This window comes from Sphingomonas abaci (genome assembly GCF_014199625.1).
Taxonomy (GTDB): Bacteria; Pseudomonadota; Alphaproteobacteria; order Sphingomonadales; family Sphingomonadaceae; genus Sphingomonas; species Sphingomonas abaci.
The window spans coordinates 981,211-1,006,115 of sequence record NZ_JACHNY010000001.1 but is presented as its reverse complement, the minus strand read 5'-3'; the positions used below and the strand labels follow the sequence as shown (position 1 = coordinate 1,006,115).

The following is a 24,905-nucleotide window of genomic DNA, read 5'->3' as shown; positions in this document are numbered from 1 at the left end:
GTCGCTCAAATTCCTTCTGGTGCCCACAAGGGGGATGGCGGTCTCCCTAGGGGGATCGGCGGCGGCGCGCCACCATCGCAATCGGTTTCAGATCAGAGGATCATGGCCGAGACCGGCGAGCAGCGCGGTGTAGCGGCGCTGATCGAACGTGTCGGCGAATTTCGTGAAGATGCTCTTCTTCAGGAAAGGATAGCCGATGGCGACCAGACCTTCGGGGTTTTCAAGATAATGGAAGGTCATGTCCTGGCGCGACACCGGACCAAACAGGCTGCCGGCGGTATAGTGGCGGGCCGCGACCCGCGCCATCCGGGTCTCCTGAAGATAGGCGACCGGGCTCTGCCCGTCGAACGCGATCCGGTTCAGGAAGACGCTGCGCATACGCCGCAGGAAACGCCGGTCGGCCTGCCGGATGAAGAAGGCGAAGCTGTTGAAATGCGGCTCGACGCCGTTGTTCGACAGGAAGCCGGTGAACGCCCACGGTGCCGAGTCGATCAGCGGCGTCAGCGGGTGGAAGGGGCCGAGCACGCTGTCGTTCATCACCAGCACGTCGACCGTGCCGAACGCCGCGACCAGCGCTTTCAATCCCAGCGTATAGCCTGAAAAATCGTACCCGCTCAGACCCTTGACGATCAGGCCGTCCAGCCCGAGCGCGGAATAGGCATCGCCCTGCGCGGCCTCGCGCGCGGCGAGCACGACCAGCACCGCGAATCCCTCCGTCTGCAACCGGGCGATGGTGAAGCGGTGGCCGGGATCGATAGGGCCGGGTTCGGGTTGGTAGCAGAAGAGCACCGCCCAGCGCCGGCCCGGGCGCGGGTGGAGGAAGAGCTGGCGATGGTTGGGAAAGCGCCGCGCCCGGCGGACGAACGCGGCCAGTCGCTTGGCGCGCAGGGCCGGCGCGACCCGATCGGGTACGAACGGGATCCGTCGCGCGATCGGCCGGCTGGGTTCGGTCGGCGTGGCGGGCAGGGTGACGATCGTCGTCAGGCTGCCCGCCCGCTGGTCGCCGCTCCCGCCGGCCGGGTCCTGCATCATCCGACGGCCGCCAGGATGGCGCGGCCATAGGCGGTCTTCTTCAGCCGCTCGCCGGCCTCGCGGGCCTGGTCGGCGGTGATGAAGCCCTGCTCATAGGCGATTTCCTCCAGGCAGGCGACCTGGATGCCCTGGCGATGCTGGATGGTGCGGACGAATTCCGATGCTTCCAGCAGCGAGTCGTGCGTGCCGGTGTCGAGCCAGGCATAGCCGCGGCCCATCTGCTCCACATACAGGTCGCCGGCCTCCATGTAGAGGCGGTTGAGGTCGGTGATCTCCAGCTCGCCGCGTGGGCTGGGCTTGAGGTCGCGGGCCATCTGCACGACGCGATTGTCGTAGAAATACAGGCCGGTGACCGCGCAATTCGACTTGGGCACGGCCGGCTTCTCCTCCAGGCTGATCGCCTTGCCGTCCGCCGCCAGCTCGACCACGCCGTAACGTTCCGGGTCCTCGACGCGGTAGCTGAACACGGTCGCGCCCTCGGTCCGGGCCACCGCGCTCGCCAGCAGGTCGGTCAGGTGCGCGCCGAAGAAGATGTTGTCGCCCAGCACCAGCGCGACATTGTCGTCGCCGATGAAGTCCGCGCCGATCGTGAAGGCCTGGGCCAGACCCTCGGGCCGGGGCTGCTCGGCATAGTGGATCGACAGGCCCCAGTTCGACCCATCGCCGAACATCCGCTTGTAGTTATCCAGAAATTCCGGGCTGGAGATGATCAGGATGTCGCGGATCCCGGCCAGCATCAGCACCGACAGCGGATAATAGATCATCGGCTTGTCATAGACCGGCAGCAACTGCTTGTTGATCGCCAGCGTCGCCGGATGGAGACGGGTGCCGGAGCCCCCCGCCAGAATGATGCCCTTCACGCCGTCTTCTCCACCTTGGAGGAACCCAGGAGCTGGTCGAGGATGTCGCCCAGCGCCGATTGCCACCCCTGGGGGTGGATGCCGTAATCCTGCTCGATCGCGCGGTGGCTCAGCACCGAATTGGCCGGCCGCGCCGCGGGGGTGGGAAATTCGGCGCTGGTGATCGCCTCCACCTGCGGCGACGGACCGCCGCGCGCCGCCGCCTGGCGGAAAATCTCCTCCGCGAAACCGTGCCAGCTCGTGGGACCGGCATTGGAGAAATGATAGGTGCCGGTCGGCGCGGCGGGATCGTCGACCAGCCGCATCGTCATCGCGGCCAGCGCGGCGGCGAGATCGGCGGCGGCGGTCGGGCTGCCCTGCTGGTCGGCGACGACGCGCAGCACCGGCCGCTCGGCCCCGACGCGCAGCATCGTCTTGACGAAATTGTTGCCGTGGGCGCTCACCACCCAGGCGGTGCGGACGATCGCATGCCGCTTGCAGCCGGTGCGCACCGCCAGCTCGCCGCCCAGCTTCGACGCGCCGTAGACGCCGAGCGGGGCGACCGGATCATCGACCTCCCACGCGCCCTGCTTGTCGCCGGCGAACACATAATCGGTCGAGACATGGACGATCGGGATGCCCGCCGCGGTGCAGGCCGCCGCCAGCGCCGCCGGGGCCAAGGCATTCACCTGCCAGGCGGTGACGCTGTCGCTCTCCGCCTTGTCGACCGCGGTATAGGCGCCGGCGCTGATCACCGCGGCCCATGGCCGCTCCGCCACCTTGGCGGCGATCGCGGCCGGGTCGGTCAGGTCGAGTTCGGCGCGGGTCAGCGCCACTGCTTCCCAGCCTTCCGGCCAGGAGAACCGCGCCAGTTCGGTGCCGAGCTGCCCCGAGCCGCCGGTGACCAGGACCGCCTTCACGCGGCCAGACCGCGACGCTGGTCGGCCTGGCGCTCGGCGACGATGCCGCGCCACCAGGACTCATTGTCCAGATACCAGCGCACCGTCTTCTCGATGCCGGTCTCGAACGTCTCCTGCGGCTCCCAGCCGAGCTCGTCCTTGATGCGCGTGGCGTCGATCGCATAACGGGCGTCATGGCCTGGCCGGTCGGCGACGAAGCCGATCTGGCTGGTGTAGGACTGGCCGTCGGCGCGCGGGCGCAGCCGGTCGAGGATCGTGCAGACCGTCTCGACGACCTCCAGGTTCTTCTTCTCGTTGTTGCCGCCGACATTATAGGTGCGGCCGACCGCGCCCCGCTCGAACACCGCCTGGAGCGCGCGGACATGGTCCTCGACGTACAGCCAGTCGCGGACGTTCGCGCCCTTGCCGTAGACGGGCAGCGTCTCGCCGGCGAGCGCCTTCACGATCATCAGCGGGATCAGCTTCTCGGGGAAGTGATAGGGGCCGTAATTGTTCGAGCAGTTGGTGATGAGGACGGGCAGGCCATAGGTATGGCCCCAGGCGCTGACCAGATGGTCCGACCCCGCCTTGGACGCCGAATAGGGCGAGCGCGGGTCATAGGGCGTCTCCTCGGTGAACAGCCCCTCGTCGCCCAGCGAGCCGTACACCTCGTCGGTCGAGATATGGTGGAAGCGGAAGGCGGCCCTGGCCTCCTCGTCCAGCCCCAGCCAATAGGCGCGTGCCTCGGACAGCATCACGAAGGTGCCGACCATGTTGGTCTGGATGAACGCGCCGGGGCCGTCGATCGAGCGATCGACATGGCTTTCGGCGGCCAGATGCGTGATCACGTCGGGCCGGAAGTCGGCGATCGCGGCGCGGACCGCGGCGGCGTCGCAGATATCGCCCTGCACGAAGCGGTAGCGCGGCGAGTCGGACACCGACTCAACCGTGGTCAGCGTGCCGGCATAGGTCAGCTTGTCGAAGTTGAGCACCTCATGCTCGCTGTTGGCGATGAGGTTGCGGACCAGGGCCGAGCCGATGAAGCCGGCGCCGCCGGTGACGAAGATGCGCATGGGTGTCTGATCCTCAGGCGAGCGGCAGCAGGGGGCGGCCGTCATAGGGGAAGGGGCTGTCGAAGTCGGCGAGCGAAGGCAGCTTCACGTCCTTGGGCGACAGTTCGGGCTGCGTGCCGGCGGGCATCGGCCAGTCGATGCCGACGCTGTCCCAGCGGACGCCGCCGTCGCACTCGGGCGCGTAGAGGTCGGAGACCTTGTAGCTGACCTCGCAATCGGCCTCCAGCGTCAGGAAGCCGTGCGCGAAGCCGACCGGCACGAAGAGCTGGTGGCCGTTCTCCGCCGACAGCGTCGCGCCGACCCACTGGCCAAAGGTCGGCGATGTGCGCCGCACGTCGACCGCGACGTCGAAGATGCTGCCGCGGATGCAGCGGACCAGCTTGTCCTGCCCATGCGGCGGCGTCTGGAAATGCAGGCCGCGCAGGGTGAAGGCGGGCGCCGAAAGCGAATGATTGTCCTGCACGAAGCGGCAGGTGATGCCGAGCGCGTCGAACGTCTTTTCGCTATAGACTTCGGTGAACCATCCACGGGCGTCCCCGTGTCGGCGAGGTTCGATCAGTTGCACGGGATTTTGGCTCATGTCGCGCTGGATAGAGGCTTGGTGTCGTTACGGCAACGTATTGCGGCATCGCGGTAATGGATTGCCCCGCTTCGGCACGGTAAAGGCGTGGTCATGAAAAGATCGTCTGCCGTGTTGTCGTTCCTGACCGCAACCAGTCTGCTGCTGTCGCCGGTGCCCGCCGCCGCGCAGCTGTCGGAGCAGAGCCTGGCGGCGTTGCGGGCCGTCGACCTGCGGCTGGCGACGATCGCATACCGGCTGACCACCGCCAATGCGCCGCTCTGCCGCGATCTCCAGCCGACGCCGGGCTGGGCGCTGCATGCGGTGGACCAGTATGACGCGGCGACCCGCCCGGCGGCGCGCCAGGTGTTCGGATTCGCTATGCCCGTCGCGGTCGAGGCGGTCGTCGACGGAGGGCCGGCGGCGCGCGCCGGCGTCGCGCCGGACGATGCGCTGGTCGCGGTCGCCGGTGCTCCGCTCGCCGGGCCGGGCGAGAGCCAGGGCAGCGCGACCCGCGACGCGGCGCTGGCGCAGATCGCGGCCCAGCCGGCGGACCGGGCGCTGGCCGTCACCATCCGCCATCAGGGCGCGGACCGGGCGGTGACCATCCCGCCCAGTCCCGGCTGCCGCTCGGCGTTCGAGGTGCTGCTCGGCCCCGGCATGGCGGCCATGTCGGACGGTCGGACGGTGCAGATCGCGGTGCGCTTCTTCGAACGCTATGACGACGAGCAGGTCGCGGTGATCGTCGCGCATGAACTGGCCCACACCATCCTGCGCCACCGTGTCCGGCTGGAGGCGGCGGGGGTCAAATGGGGCCTGTTCTCCGAATTGGGCCGCAACGGCCGGCTGTTCCGCCGGACCGAGGAAGAGGCCGACCGGCTGGGCGCGGTGCTGATGCGCAACGCCGGCTACGACCCCCGGGCGGCACCACGCTTCTGGCGCGACCATGGTGGCGACGTGGATGGGGGCCTGTTCCGTAGCCGGACGCATCCCTCCTCCAGCGCGCGCGCGAAGTTGATCCAGGCGGAACTGGACGCGATCCCGAAGGATGCCGGCCCGGTCTATCGGCCGCCGCTGCTCGACAGCCGCGACACGCCGCTCGACTGAGGCTCGGCTCAGCGGCGGGTCGTGTTGTAATCCTTGATCCCACGTAGCCGCCGTTTCCGCGCGGCGCGCTTCCGCGCGGTAATCGCCAGGATCACGGCGCCGATGACGATAATCGACGCAAGCAGGACATAGGCAATGAGTTCGCGAGATTCCAAAAGCTGATCCACCATTGCTAAACGAGGTGCCGATTACAGGGGCACGGCATTGGATTCAATGAACCCGGATCAGTTCTGGGCGATGAATTACAGGCTCGGCCGCCAGTCCCAGCCCAGCGGATCGCCGTCCATCACCTCGACCCCGGCCGCGACCAGCGCGTCGCGGATCGCGTCCGACCGCTCGAAGTCCTTGGCGGCGCGCGCCTCCTTCCGCTCGGCCAGCCGCGTGGCGATGGCGTCCGCGTCGATCGTCGCGGTCGCCGGCCGCACCCGCAGGTCCGCGCGGGTGAGGCGCGCCAGGTCCAGCCCCAGCACCGCGTCGAACGCCGCCAGCGCCGCGATCCGGTCCTGCGGAGCGATCGCCTTGTCAGCGAGCATCGCGTCGAGCACCGGCAGCACGCGCGCGGTATTGAGATCGTCGGACACCGCCGCGTCGAGCTGCGCGAGATAGGCGTCTGCGTCACCCTTGGACGCCGTGGCCGGCCGGGCGCGCAGGCCTTCGACCGCCTGCACCCAGCGCTTCAAGCGCGTCTGCGCCGCCGCCAGCCCGTCCCAGGCGAACTCCATCTCCGACCGGTAATGCGCCTGCAGGCACATCAGGCGGTAGGAGAGCGGATGATAGCCGCGGTCGACCAGCGTCTGGAGCCGGGTGAAGTCGCCCGACGACTTGGACATCTTGCTGTCGCGCTCGACCAGCCAGTTGTTGTGCAGCCAATAGGCCGCGCCCGGATCGGCGGTGCAGCCATGCGCCTGGTTCTGCGCGATCTCGTTGGGATGGTGGATTTCGCGATGGTCGATGCCGCCGGTATGGATGTCGAAGCGCGCGCCCAGGTAGCGCTTGCTCATCACCGAACATTCCAGATGCCAGCCCGGCGCGCCGCGGCCCCAGGGCGAATCCCATTCCATCTGCCGGTTCTCGCCCGGCGCGGAGGTGCGCCAGATCGCGAAATCAGCGGGATTGCGCTTGCCCGCGACCTCGCCGATCCGGCTCTCGCCCGGCGACCAGGGCTCCGCCGCATGGCCGGCGAGGCGGCCGTAATCGGGCACCGTCGTCACGTCAAAATACAGGCCGTCGGGCAGGCGGTAGCAATGCTTCGCCTCGATCGCGCGGCCCCATTCGATCATCTCCGCGACATGATCGGTGGCGAGCGGGAAATGCGTCGGCGGCCGGATGTGCAGGTCGTCGAGATTCTGCTTGAAGACCTGGGTGTAATAGGCCGCGATCGCCCAGATGTCGCGACCCGCGCGCTTCGCCGCCGCCTCCATCTTATCGTCGCCGGCATCAGCGTCGGAGGTCAGGTGGCCGACATCGGTGATGTTGATGACATGGGTCAGCGGCCAGCCCTTCCATGTCAGCACCCGCGACAGCGTGTCGGTGAAGACATAGGCGCGCAGGTTGCCGATATGTGCGTAGTTGTAGACGGTCGGCCCGCAGGAATAGACGCGCACGTTCGAGGGATCGATCGGCACGAAGGTCTCGGCCGAGCGCGACAGGCTGTTGAAGAGCGTGAGCGGCGTCATAGGCCGCGTGCCTTAGCGTCGCCGGTGCCGAATCGCCAAGGGGGCGTGCGGCCGCGCCGCCCACTTGATCTGGATCGCGTAGAAAAACCGTTTCTAAGCAACGCCTTGGGTGGGCGTTCATGCGTTCGCTGGCCGAACCCTGATTGGCCAACCACCGGGAGATTGCCGTCATGACCACGCACCAGGACACGCTCCAGCACCTGTTCGTCACCGGGCTGATGAACCTCCATGCGGTCGAGAAGCAGGCGCTGTCGATCATCACGCCCCAGGCCGCGCGGCTGGAACATTATCCGGAGGTCGCCGACCGGCTGCGCCTGCATATCGACGAGACCAATGCGCAGATCGCGCGCCTCGACGAGCTGCTCGCCGGCTTCGACACCAGCGGCTCGTTCCTGAAGGATGCCGCGCTCAGCCTGTCGGGCGGCATGGCGGCGGTGGTGCACAGCGTCGCGGGCGACGAGATCCTGAAGAACAGCTTCGCCAACTATGCCTTCGAGCATTTCGAGATCGCCGCCTATCGCTCGTCGCTGGTGCTGGCGGAGGATGGCGGCTTCGCCCAGGCGACCGGCCTCCTCCAGCAATCGCTGCGCGAGGAGGAGAGCATGGCGCAGTGGATCGGCGAATCGCTGCCCCAGGTGACGCGCCGCTATGCATCGCTCTATGCGGAACAGGGTGCGTCCCAGGCCAAGGTGTGATTTCCGAGGCATCCGGCGGTCGCGAAGAGTCCGCCGGATGCCCGTCCGGGCTTGCTAAACGCGACTCATATTGGTAGGCGGGCCCATTCCACGGCGCGAACTTGGTTCGTGCCGCGTTCGTTATTGACCGGAGTTCATAGGTTCTCATGCAGATCATCGTTCGCGACAACAACGTCGACCAGGCCCTTCGCGCGCTCAAGAAGAAGCTGCAGCGTGAGGGCGTGTACCGCGAGATGAAGCTGCGTCGCCACTACGAGAAGCCGTCGGAGAAGCGGGCGCGCGAGCGCGCGGCGGCGGTGCGCCGGGCGCGCAAGCTGGAGCGCAAGCGCGCGGAGCGTGACGGCGCGCGGTAATCGGTTGCCGGCCGGGCGGGGCATCCCGCTCGGTTGCCTTCGGATACGCCTATGATTCGGCGGCGGTCCGGCGCCTGCGGGCGAACCGTCGCCGCGACCGGGAAGTTGCTGATATGTCCAGTGTTACCGCCGTTCCCTTGCAGCCGGTCAAGCGCAGCTACATCGTGTATCTGTGCATCGGGATCGCGCTTGCGCTGATCGCGGCGGTGGCGCTGGCGGTGCAGGGTGACGACTTCCTCACCCGCAATGCCCGTGCGCGCGGCGTTGTGACGACCGCGTCCGGCCTGCAGTACAAGGTGCTGACCCCCGGCAAGCCCGGTGCGGCCAAGCCGACCGACGCGGATGTCGCCCTCGTCAACTATGAGGGCAAGCTGCTCAACGGCACCACCTTCGACAAGTCGCAGCAGCCGACGCCGATGCCCGTCGCGGCGGTGGTGCCCGGCTTCTCCGAGGCCTTGAAGCTGATGCCCAAGGGCTCGAAGTACCGCGTGTGGATCAAGCCGTCGCTCGGCTATGGCGATCGCCAGACCGGTCCGATCCCGCCCAACTCGACCCTGGTCTTCGACATCGACCTGCTCGACTTCCTCCCCGAGGCGCAGGTCCGCCAGATGCAGATGATGCAGCAGATGCAGCAGCAGGGCGGCATGCCCGGCGGCGCGATGCCGGGAGCCCCCGGCGGTCGTTGATCGACGCGGATTGCGGTTCCGATGATGAAACGGGCGGCCTGCGGGTCGCCCGTTTTCGTTTGGACCGGGTCGCGGGGCGGGTCGGACCTGTTACCGGGTCGTGGTGTAGAAGGAGTCGACTTCGCTGATCGCGATGGCATGCACCAGGCCGTCGGGACCGAAGCGGTAGAAGGTCGATCGGGTCGCGAAGCGTGGATCACCGGCCGGCGGCGGCGTGGCGGCATTGTCTTGGCGATCGAATGTATCGAGTATGAGCAGCGCGCCATCGCCGTTCCAGCCCATGCTGGAGCCGATCGTCTGGCCAAAATATTGCGCGCGGTCCTTGCTCCACCATGACAGCCAGGCTGCCCGTCCCGTCGCAACCCGCTCGCCATTGAGGCTGGCGGAGATATCCGGTGCGATGAAGGGCGCGAGCTTCGCGGAATCCTTGTTGGCGGCATCCATCAGGACCGCGCCCGCCGCGACGACATAGGGTGGGGGAGGCGCGGGCGGACTGGCCGTCGCCGAGCCGGGCAGCATCGCGACGGACAGAAGGCAGGCGAGGCGCAGGTCGTTCGGGCGCATCGAGCAGGGCTCCATTCGCAAGGACGCTCCGATGCTATCGCATCGCCGAGCGCATGTCAGCCCATGGCGGCGCTGGCCAAGCCGCCCATCGAACGGCCTCTTAGCGTGTGTCGAGCAGCCAGCGCTCGCCCTCTTCCAACCCGATGGCGGTCAGCACGCCCGACTGATAGGCGCCGGTATCAATGCCGATCCGGTGAGCGCGCATTTCGGGCGCGTCGGTGACGGTGTGGCCGTGGACGATCATCTTTTCCAGAGGCCGGGGATGATCCAGGAACGGGTCGCGGATCCAGCGCAGATCGGCGGGGCGCTGCGCGTCCAGCGCCACCTCCGGCCGGACGCCGGCATGGACGAACAGATAGTCGCCGATCGCGATGCTGTCCTCGAAGCCATCGACGAAGTCGCGATGTGCGGCCGGCACCAGCCGCTGCATGGCGGCGAGCAGCTCGGCATAGTCGAGGCGATTATACTCCTCCTCGCTCATGCCATAGCTTTCGATCGTCTCGCGCCCGCCGATTCGGCAGAACAGGCGCAGCGCCTTGTCGTCGCCGTCCAGCGCCTTGAGGAAGATCTCCTCGTGATTGCCCTTGAGGATGCGCAGGCGCACCTCCGGCTGGTCGAAGCTGCGCAGCCGCTCCAGCACGGCCGCCGATTCGGGCCCGCGATCGACCAGATCCCCTAGGAAGATCAACGTGGTGTTTGCGGGCGCGCGGGCGGCGCGATCGGCGGCGATCGCCGCCAGGATTGTGTCCACCAGCGACAGGCAGCCATGGACATCGCCGATCGCATAGACCCGCTCGCCCGGCGGCAGCGCGAAGGACGGAGCGCTGGATCGGCGCGCGTTGAGGAACTTGCGGAACATGCTCGGTTCGCCGTGGAAAGGCGGGGCTATAGGCGCTTGTCGGCCGAGCGGCAATCATGCCGCAACATCCGCCGCGATCCGCGCCGCGGCTTGGCCATCGCCATAGGGGCTGTGCGCCCGCGCCATCGCTGCATATGTCGCGGGATCGTCGAGCAGCCGGGCCGTCTCCCGCACGATCCGGTCGGGATCGGTGCCGATCAGCCGGGCGGTGCCGGCGGCCACGCCCTCCGGGCGCTCGGTCGTGTCGCGCAGCACCAGCACGGGCTTGCCGAGCGCGGGCGCCTCCTCCTGCACGCCGCCCGAGTCGGTCAGGACGATGTGGCAGGCCTGCATGGCGCGGACGAAACAGGGATAATCGAGCGCCGGCACCATGACGATCGCCGGATGCGCCGCCAGAACCGGTCCGATCGCGGCGTGAATCGCGGGATTGGCGTGGAGCGGCAGGAGCACGCCGACATCGCCGCGATCGGCGATCCGGACCAGCGCCCCCGCGATGCGGACCAGGCCACCGTCCCAATGCTCGCGCCGGTGCATGGTCGCCAGGATCATCCGCCGGCCGGCCATCGTCGCCAGCACGGGATCGAGGCGGCCGGCCAGCCCCGGCTCCGCCCCCAGCCGATCGGCCATCCCATGCAGCGCATCGATGACCGTGTTGCCGGTGACGCGGATCGTCGCGGGATCGACACCCGCCCGCATCAGCGCTTCCGCCGCGACCCGCGTCGGGGCCCAGTGCCGGTCCGCCAGTTGCGTGATGAGGCGGCGATTGCCCTCCTCCGGCCAGGGCTGGAGGAGATCACCCGACCGCAGCCCGGCCTCGACATGGCCGACCGGGATCCGGCGGTGATGCGCGGCAAGCGCGGTCGCCATGGCGGTGCAGGTGTCGCCTTGCACGATCACCCGGTCGGGCCGCTCGGCGTCCAGCACCGCGCCCACCGCTTCGATCAGTCGCATGGTGAGTCGGTCGAGTGACTGTCCGGGGGCCCCGACCGCCAGCCGGATGTCGGGCGCCAGTCCGAGCTGCGCCAGGATCTGGTCGAGCATCGCACCGTGCTGGCCGGTCGCGCAGCAGCGCAGATGGATGCCCGGAGTTCCCGCCAGCGCCCGGGCGACCGGAGACAGCTTGATCGCCTCGGGACGGGTGCCGAGCACCAGCAGCAGCCGTCGCGAGACCGTCATATGCGAATCCAATCCCTAACTGATGTAGATCAGTAATATGCCCTGTTTGCAGCGGGGGCGAGGGGGGGATAGAGGCGGCGGTATAATTCCGTGCCCTTGGCGGGGCGCATCGGTTCGACCGGCCTCATCCTGCCCATCCCGTTCTGGAGACCTGAAGTGACGATCAAGCGCGTACGAAAGGCGGTCTTCCCGGTCGCCGGTCTGGGCACCCGGTTCCTGCCCGCGACCAAGGCGATGCCCAAGGAGATGCTGACGGTCGTCGACAAGCCGCTGATCCAGTATGCGGTCGAGGAGGCGCTGGAGGCGGGGATCGAGCAGATCATCTTCGTGACCGGGCGCGGCAAAGGCGCGCTTGAGGACCATTTCGACGTTTCCTACGAGCTGGAAGCGACGATGAAGGCGCGCGGCAAGTCGATGGCGCTGATCGACGGCATCCGGCAGAAGCCCGGCAGCCCGGTCTATGTCCGCCAGCAGGAACCGCTGGGCCTGGGCCATGCGGTGTGGTGCGCGCGCGAGATCGTCGGCGACGAGCCCTTCGCGGTGCTGCTGCCCGACGAGTTGATGGTCGGCGGCTTCCTGAAGCAGATGGTCGGCGCCTATGAGCAGGTCGGCGGCAACGTCATCGGCGCGCTGGAAGTGCCCGACAGCGAGACCGACAAATATGGCATCATCTCGCCGGGTAAGACGGACGGACGGCTGACCGAGGTGGTCGCGCTGGTCGAGAAGCCGAAGGGCAAGGCGCCGTCCAACCTGATGATCCCCGGCCGGTACATTCTCCAGCCCGAGGTGATGCAGATCCTCGACGCGCAGGAACCGGGGGCCGGTGGCGAAATCCAGCTGACCGACGCCATGGCCAAGTTGATCGGCCGGCAGCCTTTCCACGGCTTCACCTTCGACGGCACCCGCTACGATTGCGGCGACAAGACAGGCTATGCGCAGGCGAACCTGGCGCTGGCGCTGGCGCGGCCGGAGATCGGCCCGGCGCTGCGCGACTTCGCCCGCACGCTGCTGGGATGAGCGCGGTCCTGGTCACCGGCGCGGCCGGCTTCATCGGCTATCACGTCGCCGATCGCTTGGCGGCGCGGGGCGAGCGGGTGATCGGAATCGACGACTTCAATGCCTATTACGATCCGCGCCTGAAACGGGCGCGGGTCGCCGATCTCGCCGCCCGGCATGGCGAGCGGGTGACGATGCTGCCGGTCGATTTCGCCGACGACCGGGCGCTGGCCGAGGCGCTGGCGGGCGAGACGTTCGACCGGATTGTCCATCTTGGCGCGCAGCCGGGCGTGCGGCATTCGATTGACCATCCGATGGCCTATGCGCGCGCCAATCTGGTCGGGCACCTGGCGATGCTGGAGCTGGCGCGGCAGCGCCGCGTACGCCATCTGGTCTACGCCTCCTCCTCGTCCGTCTATGGCGGCAATGTCAGCCTGCCCTTCCGGGTCGGCGACGCGGTCGACCATCCCGTCTCGCTCTATGCCGCCACCAAGAAGGCGGACGAGCTGATGACGGAAAGCTATGCGCATCTCTATCGGGTGCCGGCGACGGGACTGCGCTTCTTCACCGTCTATGGGCCTTGGGGCCGGCCGGACATGGCTGTGTGGCTCTTCACCCGGGCGATCCTGGCGGGCGAGCCGATCCGCGTCTTCAACGAAGGGCGGATGGAGCGCGACTTCACCTATGTCGACGATATCGTCACCGGCGTGGTGGCGGCGCTTGATCGCCCGCCCGCGGATGACGGCCGGGCGAAGCCGGGCGGGTCGATCGGTCCCCATGCCCTGTACAATCTCGGCAACCACCGGGCGGAGCCGCTCGGCCGGCTGATCGACCTGGTCGAGGCGGCGTGCGGCGTGCCCGCGATTCGCGATCTCCAGCCGATGCAGCCGGGCGACGTGCCGGCCACCTTTGCCGATATCGGCGACGCCGCGCGCGACCTGGGTTTCGCGCCGGTAACCGGGATCGAGCTGGGCGTGCCGCGCTTCGTGCGCTGGTACCGGGACTATGCCGACGTCTGAGCGCCGCCACAGGTCGTGCAGCCCGGGTCCTTGGGCAAGCGGACGGAGCGGAAGCGCAGGCTGAGCAGATCGGCGAGGAGGACCGTGCCCGCCGGATCGTCGCCGAAGGGCGCGATGACGCGAATCACCTCCAGCGCGGCCAGGCTGCCGATCACGCCGGTCACCGGCCCCAATATCCCGGCATCGGCGCAGGAGCGGCCCGGCCGTTCGGGCGAATCGCCCACGAAGCAGCGGTAGCAGGGCCGCCCCGCCTCCCAGCCGCGATAGGTGGCGAGCTGGCCCTCGAACTGGTCGACAGCGGCGGAGACCAGCGGAATTCGTGCCTGGTGGCACGCATCGGCCACCAACAGCCGGGTGGCGAAGTTGTCGCAGCCGTCCAGCACCGCGTCGGCGCCGGCGATCGTCGCGGCGATGTTGCGCGAATCGAGGCGCAGGCGGTGGGGCAGGATCTCGACATGCGGGTTGATGGCCCGTGCGCGCGCCGCGCCGGCCAGCGCCTTGGCATAGCCGCGATCGTCGGTGGAGAAGATCGTCTGGCGCTGGAGATTGGACAGGTCGACCACGTCGTCGTCGACCGCGACGATCCGGCCGATGCCCGCGGCGGCGAGGTATTGCAGCGCAGGGGAGCCGATGCCGCCGACGCCGACCAGCACGACCGTCGCCTCGCGCAACCGTATCTGCCCGCTGCCGCCGATCGCGTGCAGCACGATGTGGCGGGCGTAACGCTCCAGTTCCAAGTCGGACAACATGGGGCGGCTATACGCCTCCGCCGCCGGTCCGCAAATGCCGGTGGGACGTGTTCGCCGGGCCGGACGCCAGGCAAAAAAATAGCGGCCCGAAGACCGCTATTTCCCGAAACTGTAGCCGAGGCTCAGTTGCTGTCCGAGTTGTCATCGCTGTCGGCAACGACCACGATGCCCGCGACAACAGCCGCCGCCGCCAGGACGGCGACGATGATGCCGCCACCGGCCAGCTCGTTCTTCTTGCCCGAAACCGAAGCGGCGCGAGCCGACTTGGCAACCGACAGGCTCGCAGCCGGGTTCGCCGGAGCGGCGACAGCCGGAGCAACCGCCATCGTGGCGGCCGCGGCGGCCATGAGATACTTCCCAAGACGCATGTTGAACTCCCTTTGTGTTCGTCAATCGCCCTGCCACATCAAATGTGAAAGAACAACTGACAAGCTTCCTCGACCACGAGAACATCCGCGACCGATGCGGCGTTGCAACAGGGTCACAGGCCGCCATAGCGCTCTAGCCCAGCAAGCCAGTGGAGTGGAAGACAGGATTTACGGCTAAAAGGCGCTTTGCCCTTCCTATGAGCCGATATGATCGCCGCTACCAGCGATAGGTCGGGGTCAGCTTGTACCAACCAGGGGCAGGCGGTGTCGTCCACCAGGCGGGATGGCGCGTCGCCGACAGCAGGAAGCCGACCGTATATTGTTCGACAGATGGGCAATCGATCGCCTGGGGAACGATCTGGCGGATGCTGCCCTGGGGACCGACCAGCACCGCGACGGGGACCACCAGCGTCCGGGCGGAAGCCGGGATCGGCGAGGGGGCAGGGGTGCAATGCCCGTCCCGGACCTGCGCCCGGACATAGGTGACCGCGCCGGCCGACACCGCGATATCGGCCGGGAAGGCCGGCAATGCGCTCCAGTCGTGCGGGAGCGGCGGCGTCGCCGTCGCCACCGCCTGTGCCAGGAGCAGCGCGTTCAACACCGCACACCCGTGGAGCCGAAGCCGCCATCGCCGCGCGCGGTCTCGTCCAGCACCTCCGCCTCGACCAGCGTCGCGCGCTGCACGACCGCCGGCACCAGCTGCGCGATCCGGTCGCCGATCGCGATCGGGAAGGGCGCATCGCCCAGATTGGCCAGGATGACCTTCACTTCGCCGCGATAATCCGAATCGATCGTGCCCGGTGTGTTGAGGCAGGTGACGCCATGTTTCAGCGCCAGGCCGGACCGCGGGCGCACCTGCACCTCATAGCCTTCGGGGATGGCGAGCGCGAAGCCGGTGGCGACCGCATGGCGCGCGCCGGGGGCCAGCAGCAGCGACTCGGCCGCGACCACGTCCAGCCCCGCCGCCCCGGCGGTCGCATAGGCGGGCAGCGGCAGGCCGGCGCCATGCGGCAGGCGTCGGATGGCGATAGGAAGGGGGGCGGGCGCGGTCATCATGCCTCCCCCCTTAGCCGCTCGGCGATGCGGAGCGCGAGTCGGCGGGCGACCTCGCCCTTGCCGGCGCGGGGCCAGTCCTCGACACCGGTCGGCGTCACCAGATGGACCGTGTTCGAATCCCCGCCCATCACGTCGCCCGACACGTCATTGGCGACGATCCAGTCGCAGCCCTTGCGCGCCAGCTTGGCGCGGGCGTGATCGACGACCCGTTCGGTCTCCGCCGCGAAACCGACGACCAGCGCCGGCCGGTCGGGCGCGCGGGACAGCGTCGCCAAGATGTCGGGATTCTCGTGCAGGACCAAGGCGGGTGGCGCCGCGCCCTTCTTCACCTTCTGGGTCGCGGGCGCGACATGCCAGTCGGCGACCGCCGCGACCATCACCGCCGCATCGGCCGGCAGCGCCGCCGCCACCGAATCGGCCATCTGGCGCGCGGTCTCGACATCGTAACGGTCGACGCCGGGTGGCGTCGGCAGCGTCACCGGGCCGGCGATCAGCGTCACCCGCGCGCCCAGACCGGCGAGCGCCCCGGCGATCGCGAAGCCCTGTTTCCCCGAGGATCGGTTCGCGAGATAGCGGACCGGGTCGATCGGCTCGTGCGTCGGACCGGCGGTGACCAGGACATGGCGGCCGGCGAGCGGCCGGTCGGTGGGGCCGGGCGACCGCGACGCGGCCTCGATCGCGGCGAGGATGGCGACCGGCTCGGGCAGGCGGCCGGGACCATATTCGCCACAGGCCATGTCGCCCGAATCGGGCTCCATCACCGTCACGCCGTCGCCGCGCAGCCGAGCGACGTTGCGCTGCGTGGCGGGGTGCAGCCACATCCGCACGTTCATCGCCGGCACCGCCAGCACCGGTGCGTCGGTGGCGAGCAGCAGGGTGGTGGCCAGGTCGTTGGCCTGGCCCGCGGCCATGCGCGCCATCAGGTCGGCGGTGGCGGGGGCGACGACGATCAGGTCCGCCTCGCGGCTGAGCTGGATATGGCCCATCTCCGCCTCGTCCTTCAGGTCCCAAAGGCTGGTATAGACCTGGTCGCCGGACAGGGCGGCGAGCGTCATCGGCGTGACGAAATGGCTGCCGCCCTCGGTCAGTACGCAGCGGACGCCGTGTCCGGCGCGGCGCAGCAGGCGGATCAGCTCGCAGGCCTTGTAGGCGGCGATGCCGCCGCCGACGATCAGCAGGACGCGTGTCATCGCACCACCCTTTTCACCGTGATTCGCCGCCCGTCGAGCGCCGCCAGCACCAGGTCGCGCAGGCCGTCCGCCGCGAAGACCAGCCCGGCGAGCGCGAGCGGCGCGGCGACCGCCGCCGCCTCGACCTGCCCGACCCGCGCCACCAGCGCCAGCATCGCGGCATAGAGGATCAGGACCGCCGCGATCCGCCCGGCCAGCGGATCGGGAAGGGCGGTCCAGCCAAACAGCGCCAGCAGCATCAGCAGCGCCGCCGCGCCGGCGGGCAGGCCCGCCGCCGCCGTCACCGCGGCCAGCGCGCGGATCGCGTAAGCGGGTCCGGCCAGGCCCGGCCCGGTCGCGCCCGCCAGGTCCGACTCGCGGAGCAGCCGCGCGACCGCCTGGGCGTGGACGCCGAGCACGACCATGAACAGGCCCAGCGCCAGTGCCCAGCCGATCGCCTCGCGCCGGTCGCCGTCGCGCCAGGCCAGCGCCGCCATCAGCAGCAGGGCGGGCGCCGCGGCCTCGCTGAGCAGGGCGGCGGCGAGGCCGAGCGCGGCGGCCTCGACCCAGTGGCCGGGTCGGCGGACGAGCAGCGCCAGGGCGAGGAGCAGTCCCGCCCAGATCTCGGGCAGCAACGCCAGCGCGAGGGGGGCGGCGGGTATCAGGCCGGCGGCCAGCGTCGCGCCCAGCAGCAGCGCCGCGATCCGGCGCCGGCCCAGCCATGGCCGCAGCCGGGCCCAGGCGGCGACGCCCACCGCGACCGCCAGCAGCGCCAGCAACCCCGCGAACAGGCGCGGCGACACGGCGGCGGCGACGATCGGCAGCGTCGGCAGCGCAAAGGCGGTGAACGGGCGGAGCGGCAGGCCGGCGCTGCGCAGCGCATCGGCCGCAATCGGATAATAGGTGCCGCCATGACGGATATTCTCGACGATGGTCGAAGCCAACGCCACCGCGCCGCCATCCCCAGGCTGGGCCGGCTGCACCCCCGACCAGGCGAGCAGCAGCAGCGCCGCCAGCGCGAGTAGCGCCAGCAGCACCTGCGCGCGGCGCTGGGCCAGGCCCGCATAACGGGTCGGGATCGACAGGAGCAGCGGAGGGGCCGCGCGACGCATGCTGGCCCTAGTGCAGCACCGCCAGCGTCGCGGCCACCCCGGCCGCCGCCGCCAGGGCGGCGGTGACGGCATACCGCCAGCCGCCGCCGATCCGCACCACCTCGATCTCGCGCAAGGGGGGCGCAGGCGGCTCGCCGCCGGGCGCGGGGAAGCGCGCCTCGATCCGGCGGACCAGCTCGGGCACGCCCGCCAGCGTCCGCAGGTCGAGGATCAGCCGGTCGGCGATCGCCGCCTCCGGCCCCAATTCGGTTCGAATCCACTCGCGCACGAAGGGAGCGGCCGAATCCCACAGGTTGATGTCGGGGTCGAGGCTGGTCGCCACGCCCTCCACCATCACCATCGTCTTCTGGAGCAGCAGCAGGTGCGGCTGGGTCACCATGTCGAAATCGCGGGTGATCGAGAACAGCCCGTCGAGCATCATGCCGATCGACATGTCCTTGACCGGCAGGCCGCGCATCGGCTCGCCCACCGCGCGCAGCGCGGTGGCGAACTCGGCGACGTTGTGGTGCGCGGGCACATAGCCCGCCTCGAAATGGATTTCGGCCACGCGCTTGTAGTTGCCGGTGATCAGCCCGTAGAGGATCTCCGCCAGCCAGACGCGCGCGCGCCGGTCGATCCGGCCCATGATGCCGAAATCGATCGCGGCGATCCTGTTGCCGGGCAGGGCGAACAGATTCCCCTGGTGCATGTCGGCATGGAAAAATCCCTCGGCGATCGCCTGGCGCAGGAAGGCGCGGACCAGCGTCTCGGCCAGCCTGGGCAGGTCGTAGCCGGCGGCGACCAGGGAAGCGCGATCGGACAGCTTGATGCCGTCGATCCACTCGACTGTCAGCACCTTGGCGGTGGACCGGGCCCAGTCGATGGCGGGGACGACGAAGTCCGGCTCCGCCGTCATCGCCTCGGCCAGTTCGGACGCCGAGGCCGCCTCGCGCCGGAAATTGAGCTCGCGCAGCGTCCAGCGCCGGAAGTTCTCGATGGTCAGGCGCGGACGGAGGCGCCGGGCCTCGACGCTCATCCCTTCGAGCTGCGCCGCCGCCCATTGATAGGTGTCGATGGCGCGGGCGAAATCCTCCTCGACGCCGGGGCGCAGCACCTTGACCGCGACCTGCCGCCCGTCGGTGGTGACGGCGCGGTGGACCTGCGCGATCGACGCCGCGCCGACCGGGGTCTCCTCGATCCGCGCGAACAGCGCGGCCGGGTCGCGGCCCAGGCTGGTGCGGATCGCGGCATGGATCGTGTCATAGGGGACGGCGGGCAGCTGGTCCTGCAGGCGCAGCAGGTCCTGCGCCGCATCCTCGCCGACCAGGTCGGGGCGGGTGGCGAGCGTCTGACCCAGCTTGATCGCGGCCGGGCCGATATCCTGGAAGGCGTCGGCATAGCGCGGGGTCGCGGGCAGGCGCGCGCCGAACCGCGCGACCCGCGCCAGCCGGCGGACCGGCGCGGGGGCGTTGGGGTCGCGCTCGATCCCGCGCAGCGCGCCGTGCCGGGCGAGGATGCGGCCCCATCGGAAGAGCCGCCAGCCATGGACGATCGGGGAGGTCACGAGGGCGTCAGATCTTCCAGCCGGAATGGATGGCGACCAGCCCGCCCATGATCGGCTCGACCCGCGTGTTCACGAAGCCGGCCTCGCCGATCATCGCCTCGAAGCGCGGCATGGGCGGGAAGCGGCGGATCGACTCGATGAGATATTTGTAGCTGTCGGCATCGCCCGCCAGCATCTGCCCCAGCTTGGGCACCAGATGATGCGAATAGGCGTCATAGACCTCGGCGAAGCCCGGCCATTCGACCGTCGAGAATTCCAGGCAGAAGAAGCGGCCGCCCCGCCGCAGCACCCGGTGCGCCTCGCGCAGCGCCTTGGGGATGTCGGTCACGTTGCGGATGCCGAAGGCGATCGTATAGGCGTCGAAGAACCGGTCGGGGAAGGTCAGCACCTCGGCGTTGGCCTCGGTCCAGACCAGGCCGTCGATGCCACGCTTCTGCGCGCGCTCCATCCCGACCTCCAGCATCGCCGGATTGATGTCGGCGACGGTGATCGACGCGCCGCTTTCCGCCAGGCGGAAGGCGATGTCGCCGGTGCCGCCGGCCATGTCGAGGATCTGCTCGCCGCGCCGGGGCTTCACCCGGCGGACGAATCGATCCTTCCACAGGCGGTGCATCCCGCCCGACATGGCGTCGTTCATCAGATCGTAGTTCTTGGCGACGCTGGCGAACACGCCACCGACCCGGCGGGTCTTTTCCTCGGGAGCGACGTCTTCGTAGCCGAAGGAGACTGTATCGGTCATGCGTACGCCCTAGCGGGCGCTTGTGGCAGGGGCAAACGCTACCTAGCTGATCGCCGTGCCAGAACTTCCCGAAGTCGAGACCACCGTGCGTGGCCTCACCCCCGTCCTCGCCGGGCAGCGGCTGCGCCTGGTCGAGCCGCGCCGCGCCGACCTGCGCAAGGCGATCCCCCTCGACCTGCGCCAGCGGATGCAGGGCGCGGTGGTCACCGCGCTCGGGCGGCGCGCCAAATACGGGCTGGTCGATACCGATCGCGGCGACACGATGATCTTCCATCTGGGCATGTCGGGCCGCTGGCGGGTCGACCCGGCCGAATCGCTGGCGCACGACCATCTGCTGATCGAGACCGAGGCGGGGCGGCGGCTGACGCTGAACGACCCGCGGCGATTCGGCTTCATCGACCTGGTGCCGACCGCCGGGGTCGAAGCCTACCCGGCGTTCCTGGCGATGGGGCCCGAGCCGCTGGGGCCGGGCCTCACGGCCGACTATCTGCTGCGGGCGCTGGAGGGGCGGTCCGCGCCGATCAAGGCGATGCTGCTCGACCAGCGGATCGTCGCCGGCCTGGGCAACATCTATGTGTGCGAGGCGCTGCACATGGCGCGAATCGCCCCGTCGCGCGAGGCCGGCCGGATCGCGCTGCCCCGACTCGAACGGCTGGTCGCGGCGATCCGCGCGGTGCTCGAATCGGCGATCGCGGCCGGGGGCTCGACCTTGCGCGACTTCGCCGCGCCGGACGGCGAACTCGGCTATTTCTCCAAGCAGTTCCTGGTCTATGGCCGCGAGGACGAACCCTGCGCCTGCGGCGGGCCGGTCCGGCGGCGAACCGAATCGGGTCGCTCCACCTTCTGGTGTCCGCGCTGCCAGCGGGGCTGACCCGTTTGGGGGGTGGTTCCGGTTGACCGCGGGCCCCGAAATCGGTAAGGCCGCGACCAATCCGAGCGTGGAGTCGTCTCCGCGCTCCTTTCCCGTTTATAAGTCGAGGACGTTCAAGAATGGCGAACACGCCGCAAGCCAAGAAGCGCATCCGCCGCAACGAGCGCCGCGCCGAGATCAACGGCGCTCGCGTCAGCCGTATCCGCACCTTCGTGAAGAAGGTCGAGGCGGCGCTCGCATCGGGCGACAAGACGGCGGCGACCGCGGCGCTGGCCGCGGCCCAGCCCGAGCTGGCGCGCGGCGTGGCCAAGGGCGTGCTCCACAAGAACACCGCCAGCCGCAAGTTCTCGCGCCTGACCAAGGCGGTCGCGACGCTCGCCTGAATCCCCGAAAAGGTTAACGAATTGGCCCGTCGGAGCATGGCTCCGGCGGGTTTTTTCGTGCCTGTCGCGGAACAAAAAGCGAAGCATTTCAAACCCAAGGATTCCCCACGATTCGAGTGGGACGTGATTCGGGTGGCGCGTAAAAAACATGGCGAAATCAAAGGCTTAGAAGATTTCTGACGCGTTTCTGCGGCCGATGGCGTGTCAATCCCGTATATTTCCGTTTCGTGACTTGATCAGACCCCCCGGTCCTTCATATCCGGGGACCACAGCGGCGGTGACCATCGTCGCTTCTACATCACCAGCGAACTGGGGCTGGGCGATCGGTGATCGCTCAACAGGGATTGCTGACACTTTTTGATTCAAGGACCGGCGAGCCAGTCGTGCTTTGCCGCGGGGAGATGTGTGCGTGACGAATGAGCAGTCCGGCATGGCGAGCGAACAGGCCCTGGCCTGGGCGCAGGTCCGTGCCTCGCTGCGTGAGTCGGCCGGCCCCCGCGTGTTCGACCAGTGGCTGAAGCCGATCGAGCTGGTGGCCAGCGACGACGCCGAATCGATCCGGCTGGCGCTGCCTTCCGCCTTCGTCACCAACTGGGTGCGCAGTCATTATGCGGACCGGCTGGCCATGGAGTTCCGCCGCGTCCTGCCCCAGGTCCGCACCGTGTCGATCGAGACGCGCCCACGCACCACGCCGCCGGTGGTGGTGACGGCGCAGACCCCGCCGATTCCGCTGCCGGGCGTGCCGAAGCTGCGCGAGGATATCGAGCGCGCGGCCGAGAGCGCCCGCCAGGCGGTCCAGGCGCGGCGGCCGGCGAAGCCGGTGGTGCAGGCCGCCCCGGCGGTCGAACCGGCGCCCATGGTGGCTATGGCCCCCGTGATCGCGCCGGCGGCGGCGCCCGCCGCCGTCGAGGCCGCGCCACCGATGCGGGTCGAGGAGGAGCAGCCGGTGACGCCGCGCCCGGTGTTCGGCGTCGACATCCCCGCGCCGGTGGCCGAAGCCGCCGCGCCGCGCGCCGCCGCGGAGCGCCCGGTGCTCGACCCGCGCCTCACCTTCGACCGGTTCGTAGTCGATTCGTCGAACCTTGTGGCGTTCAACGCTGCCCGCGCGCTCGCCGAGCCGGGCGTGCCGCGCTTCTCGCCGCTGTTCCTCCATGCCGGCACGGGCCAGGGCAAGACCCACCTGATGCATGCGATCGGCCATGCCTATCTGGCGGCGGTGCCCGAGGCGCAGGTGCTCTACATGTCGGCCGAGCGCTTCATGTTCGAGTTCGTCTCGGCCCTGCGCGCGCGCGACACGCACGGCTTCAAGGCGCGGTTGCGCTCGGCCGATCTGCTGATGATCGACGATCTCCAGTTCATCGCCGGCAAGGGCTCGACGCAGGAGGAGTTCTTCCACACGATCAACGAGATCGTGCTGAGCGGCAAGCGGCTGGTGATCTGCGCCGACCGTTGCCCCCAGGCGCTGGACGGCGTCGAGTCGCGGATCATCAGCCGGCTGTCGGCCGGGCTGGTCGCGGACATCAAGGCCCCCGACCTGGCGCTGCGCCGCGCGATCCTGGAGCGCAAGCTCGCCGACCTGCCCGAGGCGGCGGTGCCGGCCGAGGTGCTGGACCTGATCGCGGCGCGCATCCACGCCAATATCCGCGAGCTGGAAGGTGCGCTGAACCGGGTCGTCGCCTATGCGCACCTGACCGGCGAGCGGGTCGACCTGGACTTCGCGGTGCAGACGCTGGGCGACACGCTGCGCGGCGCCGAGCGGCGCGTGTCAATCGACGACATCCAGAAGCTGGTCAGCCAGCATTTCGAACTGAAGCCGCTCGACCTGATCTCGGCGCGACGCAGCCGGGCGGTGGCGCGGCCGCGCCAGATCGCCATGTACCTCGCCAAGCGCCTGACCACCCGCTCGCTACCGGAGATCGGCCGCAAGTTCGGGGGCCGCGACCATTCCACCGTGATCCATGCGGTGCGCAAGATCGAGGAACTGCGCGACACCGACCGCGAGATCGATTCGGCGGTGCGGGTGCTGTTGCGCGAACTGGAAGCCTGAGCCGTGGCGCGGGCGCGCGCCGGGCATGCCTGTGTTCCTGTTGCCGATCAGGGGTGCGCGTCCGCTCAGCCGCGTCGCCCGTCGGGCTTGCATCCCCACGCCGCTTCATCCTGGCGCGGGCCGGAAGCCATGGCGGCGCTGGTCAGGCCTTGCCCATGCTCGGATACTGGACCCCGGCCGGTGCCGGGGCGGCGCATCGGGGGCGGGCGATGACCCAAGGCCCGAGCGGCGGCGGCCCGAACGCGGTCGATCGCGCGAACAGCCAGCCGTGACCCGCCGTCCCGGCGCCGCCCCCATCGACGCGCTCCGCCGATGCTGGGCAGCGCTGGTCCGCCTGATCCTCAGACTTGCAGGCCGGTCGCCCGCTGGGCCTCCAGCAGCGTCGGCGCGGCCAGCGCGCGGGCGCGCTCGGCCCCCCGTTCCAGGATCGCCGCGACGGCGGCGCGATCGTCCAGCAGGCGGGTCAGCCGGTCGCGGATCGGGGCGAGCTGGGCGATGGCGAGGTCGGCGAGCGCGGGTTTGAACGCGCCGAATCCCTGGCCGGCATGGTCGGCCAGCACCGAATCGACACTGGTCCCCGCCAGCGCCGCGAAGATGCCGACCAGGTTGCGCGCCTCGGGTCGGTCGGCGAGGCCCGCCGCTTCGCCGGGCAGCGGCTCGGCGTCGGTCTTCGCCTTGCGCAGCTTCTGCGCGATGACGTCGTCCGAATCGATCAGCGCGATCCGTGACGCCTCGGACGGATCGGACTTGGACATCTTGGCGCTGCCGTCACGCAGACTCATGATCCGGGGGGCTGCGGGCGAGATATAGGGTTCGGGCAGCGTGAACAGCGCGACGTCGAAGTCGAGGTTGAACTTGGTCGCGATGTCGCGCGCCAACTCCAGATGCTGGCGCTGGTCGTCGCCGACCGGCACATGCGTCGCCTGATAGAGCAGCACGTCGGCGGCCTGGAGCACGGGATAGGTGAACAGGCCGACGCTGGCGCCCTCGCGATTCTTGCCGGCCTTGTCCTTCCACTGGGTCATGCGATTGAGCCAGCCCATCCGCGCCGTGCCCTGGAGCAGCCAGCACAGTTCGGCGTGAGCGGGGACGCGCGCCTGATTGAACAGGATCGCCGTGTCCGGATCGATGCCGCAGGCGACCAGGGTGGCAGCCATTTCGATCGTGTTGGCGGCCAGTTCCCTGGGGTCGATCGCGACGGTCAGCGCGTGCAGGTCGGCGAGGAAGAACAGCGACTCCGCCTGGTGCTGCATCGCGACCCATTGCTTGATCGCGCCCAGATAGTTGCCGAGGTGGAGGTTGCCGGTGGGCTGGATTCCGGAGACGACGCGCAAT

At 69.3% G+C, this 24,905-nt stretch carries 29 protein-coding genes; 10 read left to right on the top strand and 19 right to left on the bottom strand.

The window, feature by feature from the left end; translation table 11 throughout:
* Positions 1-87: 87 nt before the first annotated feature.
* The 5 genes from GGQ96_RS04525 to rfbC are packed head-to-tail and all read right to left on the bottom strand — an operon-like array spanning position 88 to position 4,423.
* Positions 88-1,032: a hypothetical protein gene (locus tag GGQ96_RS04525; protein WP_184111881.1), complete on the bottom strand. Its 945-nt coding sequence runs from the start codon at positions 1,030-1,032 to the stop codon at positions 88-90.
* Positions 1,029-1,892, bottom strand: coding sequence for a glucose-1-phosphate thymidylyltransferase RfbA (gene rfbA, locus GGQ96_RS04520; RefSeq protein WP_184111879.1), 864 nt, complete (start codon positions 1,890-1,892; stop codon positions 1,029-1,031). The genes GGQ96_RS04525 and rfbA overlap by 4 nt, the downstream gene beginning before the upstream one ends.
* A complete protein-coding gene (gene rfbD / locus GGQ96_RS04515; protein WP_184111877.1) occupies positions 1,889-2,791 on the bottom strand; it encodes a dTDP-4-dehydrorhamnose reductase in 903 nt (300 codons plus the stop codon). Before rfbD ends, rfbA begins: the two co-directional genes overlap by 4 nt.
* Positions 2,788-3,843, bottom strand: coding sequence for a dTDP-glucose 4,6-dehydratase (gene rfbB, locus GGQ96_RS04510; protein ID WP_184111875.1), 1,056 nt, complete (start codon positions 3,841-3,843; stop codon positions 2,788-2,790). Before rfbB ends, rfbD begins: the two co-directional genes overlap by 4 nt.
* 13 nt (positions 3,844-3,856) lie before the next feature.
* Entirely contained in the window at positions 3,857-4,423 is a 567-nt protein-coding gene (gene rfbC, locus GGQ96_RS04505; protein WP_184111874.1) for a dTDP-4-dehydrorhamnose 3,5-epimerase, read from the bottom strand.
* Positions 4,424-4,516: 93 nt separating this feature from the next.
* On the opposite strand from rfbC, the gene GGQ96_RS04500 reads away from it, so the two are divergent.
* Positions 4,517-5,509: a M48 family metalloprotease gene (locus GGQ96_RS04500; protein ID WP_184111872.1), complete on the top strand. Its 993-nt coding sequence runs from the start codon at positions 4,517-4,519 to the stop codon at positions 5,507-5,509.
* Between the two features lie 8 nt (positions 5,510-5,517).
* On the opposite strand, the gene GGQ96_RS04495 is transcribed toward GGQ96_RS04500, so the two are convergent.
* Positions 5,518-5,679 carry a hypothetical protein gene (locus GGQ96_RS04495; RefSeq protein ID WP_184111870.1) on the bottom strand — a complete coding sequence of 54 codons (162 nt, stop codon included), beginning with the start codon at positions 5,677-5,679 and terminating at the stop codon, positions 5,518-5,520.
* A gap of 72 nt (positions 5,680-5,751) precedes the next feature.
* Positions 5,752-7,185 (bottom strand): cysteine--tRNA ligase, encoded by a 1,434-nt coding sequence (gene cysS, locus GGQ96_RS04490; RefSeq protein WP_184111868.1) that lies wholly within the window; start codon positions 7,183-7,185, stop codon positions 5,752-5,754.
* Between the two features lie 170 nt (positions 7,186-7,355).
* Here cysS and GGQ96_RS04485 point away from each other — a divergent pair, with 170 nt between their 5' ends.
* The 3 genes from GGQ96_RS04485 (at position 7,356) to GGQ96_RS04475 (ending at position 8,919) form a co-directional block, all read left to right on the top strand.
* Positions 7,356-7,880 (top strand): ferritin-like domain-containing protein, encoded by a 525-nt coding sequence (locus tag GGQ96_RS04485; RefSeq protein WP_184111866.1) that lies wholly within the window; start codon positions 7,356-7,358, stop codon positions 7,878-7,880.
* A 146-nt stretch (positions 7,881-8,026) separates the two neighbouring features.
* Positions 8,027-8,233, top strand: a complete 207-nt coding sequence (gene rpsU, locus GGQ96_RS04480; RefSeq protein ID WP_007404630.1) for a 30S ribosomal protein S21 — start codon at positions 8,027-8,029, stop codon at positions 8,231-8,233.
* Positions 8,234-8,346: 113 nt separating this feature from the next.
* Entirely contained in the window at positions 8,347-8,919 is a 573-nt protein-coding gene (locus GGQ96_RS04475) for an FKBP-type peptidyl-prolyl cis-trans isomerase (RefSeq protein ID WP_184111864.1), read from the top strand.
* A gap of 90 nt (positions 8,920-9,009) precedes the next feature.
* On the opposite strand, the gene GGQ96_RS04470 is transcribed toward GGQ96_RS04475, so the two are convergent.
* From GGQ96_RS04470 to wecB, 3 genes are all read right to left on the bottom strand, one after another.
* Positions 9,010-9,483 carry a hypothetical protein gene (locus GGQ96_RS04470; protein ID WP_184111862.1) on the bottom strand — a complete coding sequence of 158 codons (474 nt, stop codon included), beginning with the start codon at positions 9,481-9,483 and terminating at the stop codon, positions 9,010-9,012.
* A 100-nt stretch (positions 9,484-9,583) separates the two neighbouring features.
* Entirely contained in the window at positions 9,584-10,342 is a 759-nt protein-coding gene (locus GGQ96_RS04465; protein WP_184111860.1) for a metallophosphoesterase family protein, read from the bottom strand.
* A 54-nt stretch (positions 10,343-10,396) separates the two neighbouring features.
* Entirely contained in the window at positions 10,397-11,518 is a 1,122-nt protein-coding gene (gene wecB / locus GGQ96_RS04460; RefSeq protein ID WP_184111858.1) for a non-hydrolyzing UDP-N-acetylglucosamine 2-epimerase, read from the bottom strand.
* A 156-nt stretch (positions 11,519-11,674) separates the two neighbouring features.
* On the opposite strand from wecB, the gene galU reads away from it, so the two are divergent.
* Together galU and GGQ96_RS04450 are read left to right on the top strand one after the other, a co-directional pair.
* Positions 11,675-12,535, top strand: a complete 861-nt coding sequence (gene galU / locus GGQ96_RS04455) for a UTP--glucose-1-phosphate uridylyltransferase GalU (RefSeq protein ID WP_184111857.1) — start codon at positions 11,675-11,677, stop codon at positions 12,533-12,535.
* Positions 12,532-13,533, top strand: coding sequence for an NAD-dependent epimerase/dehydratase family protein (locus GGQ96_RS04450; protein ID WP_184111855.1), 1,002 nt, complete (start codon positions 12,532-12,534; stop codon positions 13,531-13,533). Before galU ends, GGQ96_RS04450 begins: the two co-directional genes overlap by 4 nt.
* Here the strand turns inward: GGQ96_RS04450 and GGQ96_RS04445 are convergent.
* The 8 genes from GGQ96_RS04445 to GGQ96_RS04410 all read right to left on the bottom strand — a co-directional run bounded on the left by GGQ96_RS04445 (position 13,518) and on the right by GGQ96_RS04410 (position 20,269).
* Positions 13,518-14,282 (bottom strand): HesA/MoeB/ThiF family protein, encoded by a 765-nt coding sequence (locus GGQ96_RS04445; protein WP_184111853.1) that lies wholly within the window; start codon positions 14,280-14,282, stop codon positions 13,518-13,520. The genes GGQ96_RS04450 and GGQ96_RS04445 overlap by 16 nt on opposite strands.
* 122 nt (positions 14,283-14,404) lie before the next feature.
* Positions 14,405-14,629, bottom strand: coding sequence for a hypothetical protein (locus tag GGQ96_RS04440; protein WP_184111851.1), 225 nt, complete (start codon positions 14,627-14,629; stop codon positions 14,405-14,407).
* Between the two features lie 238 nt (positions 14,630-14,867).
* Positions 14,868-15,248 (bottom strand): hypothetical protein, encoded by a 381-nt coding sequence (locus GGQ96_RS04435; protein ID WP_184111849.1) that lies wholly within the window; start codon positions 15,246-15,248, stop codon positions 14,868-14,870.
* Positions 15,245-15,703, bottom strand: coding sequence for a dUTP diphosphatase (gene dut, locus GGQ96_RS04430; RefSeq protein ID WP_184112257.1), 459 nt, complete (start codon positions 15,701-15,703; stop codon positions 15,245-15,247). The genes GGQ96_RS04435 and dut overlap by 4 nt, the downstream gene beginning before the upstream one ends.
* Positions 15,703-16,896: a bifunctional phosphopantothenoylcysteine decarboxylase/phosphopantothenate--cysteine ligase CoaBC gene (coaBC, locus tag GGQ96_RS04425; RefSeq protein ID WP_184111847.1), complete on the bottom strand. Its 1,194-nt coding sequence runs from the start codon at positions 16,894-16,896 to the stop codon at positions 15,703-15,705. Before coaBC ends, dut begins: the two co-directional genes overlap by 1 nt.
* A complete protein-coding gene (locus GGQ96_RS04420) occupies positions 16,893-17,987 on the bottom strand; it encodes a hypothetical protein (RefSeq protein ID WP_184111845.1) in 1,095 nt (364 codons plus the stop codon). Before GGQ96_RS04420 ends, coaBC begins: the two co-directional genes overlap by 4 nt.
* A 7-nt stretch (positions 17,988-17,994) precedes the next feature.
* Positions 17,995-19,530, bottom strand: a complete 1,536-nt coding sequence (gene ubiB, locus GGQ96_RS04415) for a 2-polyprenylphenol 6-hydroxylase (RefSeq protein WP_184111843.1) — start codon at positions 19,528-19,530, stop codon at positions 17,995-17,997.
* Between the two features lie 7 nt (positions 19,531-19,537).
* Positions 19,538-20,269, bottom strand: coding sequence for a class I SAM-dependent methyltransferase (locus GGQ96_RS04410; protein ID WP_184111841.1), 732 nt, complete (start codon positions 20,267-20,269; stop codon positions 19,538-19,540).
* Between the two features lie 55 nt (positions 20,270-20,324).
* Here GGQ96_RS04410 and mutM point away from each other — a divergent pair, with 55 nt between their 5' ends.
* The 4 genes from mutM (at position 20,325) to dnaA (ending at position 23,570) form a co-directional block, all read left to right on the top strand.
* The gene (gene mutM / locus GGQ96_RS04405; RefSeq protein WP_184111839.1) at positions 20,325-21,140 is read left to right on the top strand and encodes a bifunctional DNA-formamidopyrimidine glycosylase/DNA-(apurinic or apyrimidinic site) lyase; all 816 of its coding nucleotides are present in this window, start codon (positions 20,325-20,327) and stop codon (positions 21,138-21,140) included.
* Between the two features lie 119 nt (positions 21,141-21,259).
* Positions 21,260-21,523: a 30S ribosomal protein S20 gene (gene rpsT, locus GGQ96_RS04400; RefSeq protein ID WP_184111837.1), complete on the top strand. Its 264-nt coding sequence runs from the start codon at positions 21,260-21,262 to the stop codon at positions 21,521-21,523.
* 36 nt (positions 21,524-21,559) lie between these two features.
* Entirely contained in the window at positions 21,560-21,703 is a 144-nt protein-coding gene (locus GGQ96_RS04395) for a hypothetical protein (protein WP_184111835.1), read from the top strand.
* A gap of 250 nt (positions 21,704-21,953) precedes the next feature.
* On the top strand, positions 21,954-23,570 hold the full coding sequence (gene dnaA / locus GGQ96_RS04390) for a chromosomal replication initiator protein DnaA (protein ID WP_184112255.1): 1,617 nt from the start codon (positions 21,954-21,956) through the stop codon (positions 23,568-23,570).
* Between the two features lie 341 nt (positions 23,571-23,911).
* Here dnaA and trpS read toward each other — a convergent pair whose 3' ends face one another.
* Positions 23,912-24,904: a tryptophan--tRNA ligase gene (gene trpS / locus GGQ96_RS04385; protein WP_184111833.1), complete on the bottom strand. Its 993-nt coding sequence runs from the start codon at positions 24,902-24,904 to the stop codon at positions 23,912-23,914.
* Position 24,905 lies beyond the last annotated feature (1 nt).

Excerpts from the sequence above, each read along its gene's own strand:
- GGQ96_RS04525 (WP_184111881.1), bottom strand. The coding sequence starts at position 1,032 with ATGATGCAGGACCCGGCCGGCGGGAGCGGCGACCAGCGGGCGGGCAGC.
- rfbB (WP_184111875.1), bottom strand. The coding sequence starts at position 3,843 with ATGCGCATCTTCGTCACCGGCGGCGCCGGCTTCATCGGCTCGGCCCTG.
- rfbC (WP_184111874.1), bottom strand. The coding sequence starts at position 4,423 with ATGAGCCAAAATCCCGTGCAACTGATCGAACCTCGCCGACACGGGGAC.
- GGQ96_RS04500 (WP_184111872.1), top strand. The coding sequence starts at position 4,517 with ATGAAAAGATCGTCTGCCGTGTTGTCGTTCCTGACCGCAACCAGTCTG.
- GGQ96_RS04495 (WP_184111870.1), bottom strand. The coding sequence starts at position 5,679 with ATGGTGGATCAGCTTTTGGAATCTCGCGAACTCATTGCCTATGTCCTG.
- cysS (WP_184111868.1), bottom strand. The coding sequence starts at position 7,185 with ATGACGCCGCTCACGCTCTTCAACAGCCTGTCGCGCTCGGCCGAGACC.
- GGQ96_RS04485 (WP_184111866.1), top strand. The coding sequence starts at position 7,356 with ATGACCACGCACCAGGACACGCTCCAGCACCTGTTCGTCACCGGGCTG.
- rpsU (WP_007404630.1), top strand. The coding sequence starts at position 8,027 with ATGCAGATCATCGTTCGCGACAACAACGTCGACCAGGCCCTTCGCGCG.
- GGQ96_RS04475 (WP_184111864.1), top strand. The coding sequence starts at position 8,347 with ATGTCCAGTGTTACCGCCGTTCCCTTGCAGCCGGTCAAGCGCAGCTAC.
- GGQ96_RS04470 (WP_184111862.1), bottom strand. The coding sequence starts at position 9,483 with ATGCGCCCGAACGACCTGCGCCTCGCCTGCCTTCTGTCCGTCGCGATG.
- GGQ96_RS04465 (WP_184111860.1), bottom strand. The coding sequence starts at position 10,342 with ATGTTCCGCAAGTTCCTCAACGCGCGCCGATCCAGCGCTCCGTCCTTC.
- wecB (WP_184111858.1), bottom strand. The coding sequence starts at position 11,518 with ATGACGGTCTCGCGACGGCTGCTGCTGGTGCTCGGCACCCGTCCCGAG.
- GGQ96_RS04450 (WP_184111855.1), top strand. The coding sequence starts at position 12,532 with ATGAGCGCGGTCCTGGTCACCGGCGCGGCCGGCTTCATCGGCTATCAC.
- GGQ96_RS04445 (WP_184111853.1), bottom strand. The coding sequence starts at position 14,282 with ATGTTGTCCGACTTGGAACTGGAGCGTTACGCCCGCCACATCGTGCTG.
- GGQ96_RS04440 (WP_184111851.1), bottom strand. The coding sequence starts at position 14,629 with ATGGCCGCCGCGGCCGCCACGATGGCGGTTGCTCCGGCTGTCGCCGCT.
- dut (WP_184112257.1), bottom strand. The coding sequence starts at position 15,703 with ATGACCGCGCCCGCCCCCCTTCCTATCGCCATCCGACGCCTGCCGCAT.
- coaBC (WP_184111847.1), bottom strand. The coding sequence starts at position 16,896 with ATGACACGCGTCCTGCTGATCGTCGGCGGCGGCATCGCCGCCTACAAG.
- GGQ96_RS04420 (WP_184111845.1), bottom strand. The coding sequence starts at position 17,987 with ATGCGTCGCGCGGCCCCTCCGCTGCTCCTGTCGATCCCGACCCGTTAT.
- GGQ96_RS04410 (WP_184111841.1), bottom strand. The coding sequence starts at position 20,269 with ATGACCGATACAGTCTCCTTCGGCTACGAAGACGTCGCTCCCGAGGAA.
- rpsT (WP_184111837.1), top strand. The coding sequence starts at position 21,260 with ATGGCGAACACGCCGCAAGCCAAGAAGCGCATCCGCCGCAACGAGCGC.
- GGQ96_RS04395 (WP_184111835.1), top strand. The coding sequence starts at position 21,560 with ATGGCTCCGGCGGGTTTTTTCGTGCCTGTCGCGGAACAAAAAGCGAAG.
- dnaA (WP_184112255.1), top strand. The coding sequence starts at position 21,954 with ATGGCGAGCGAACAGGCCCTGGCCTGGGCGCAGGTCCGTGCCTCGCTG.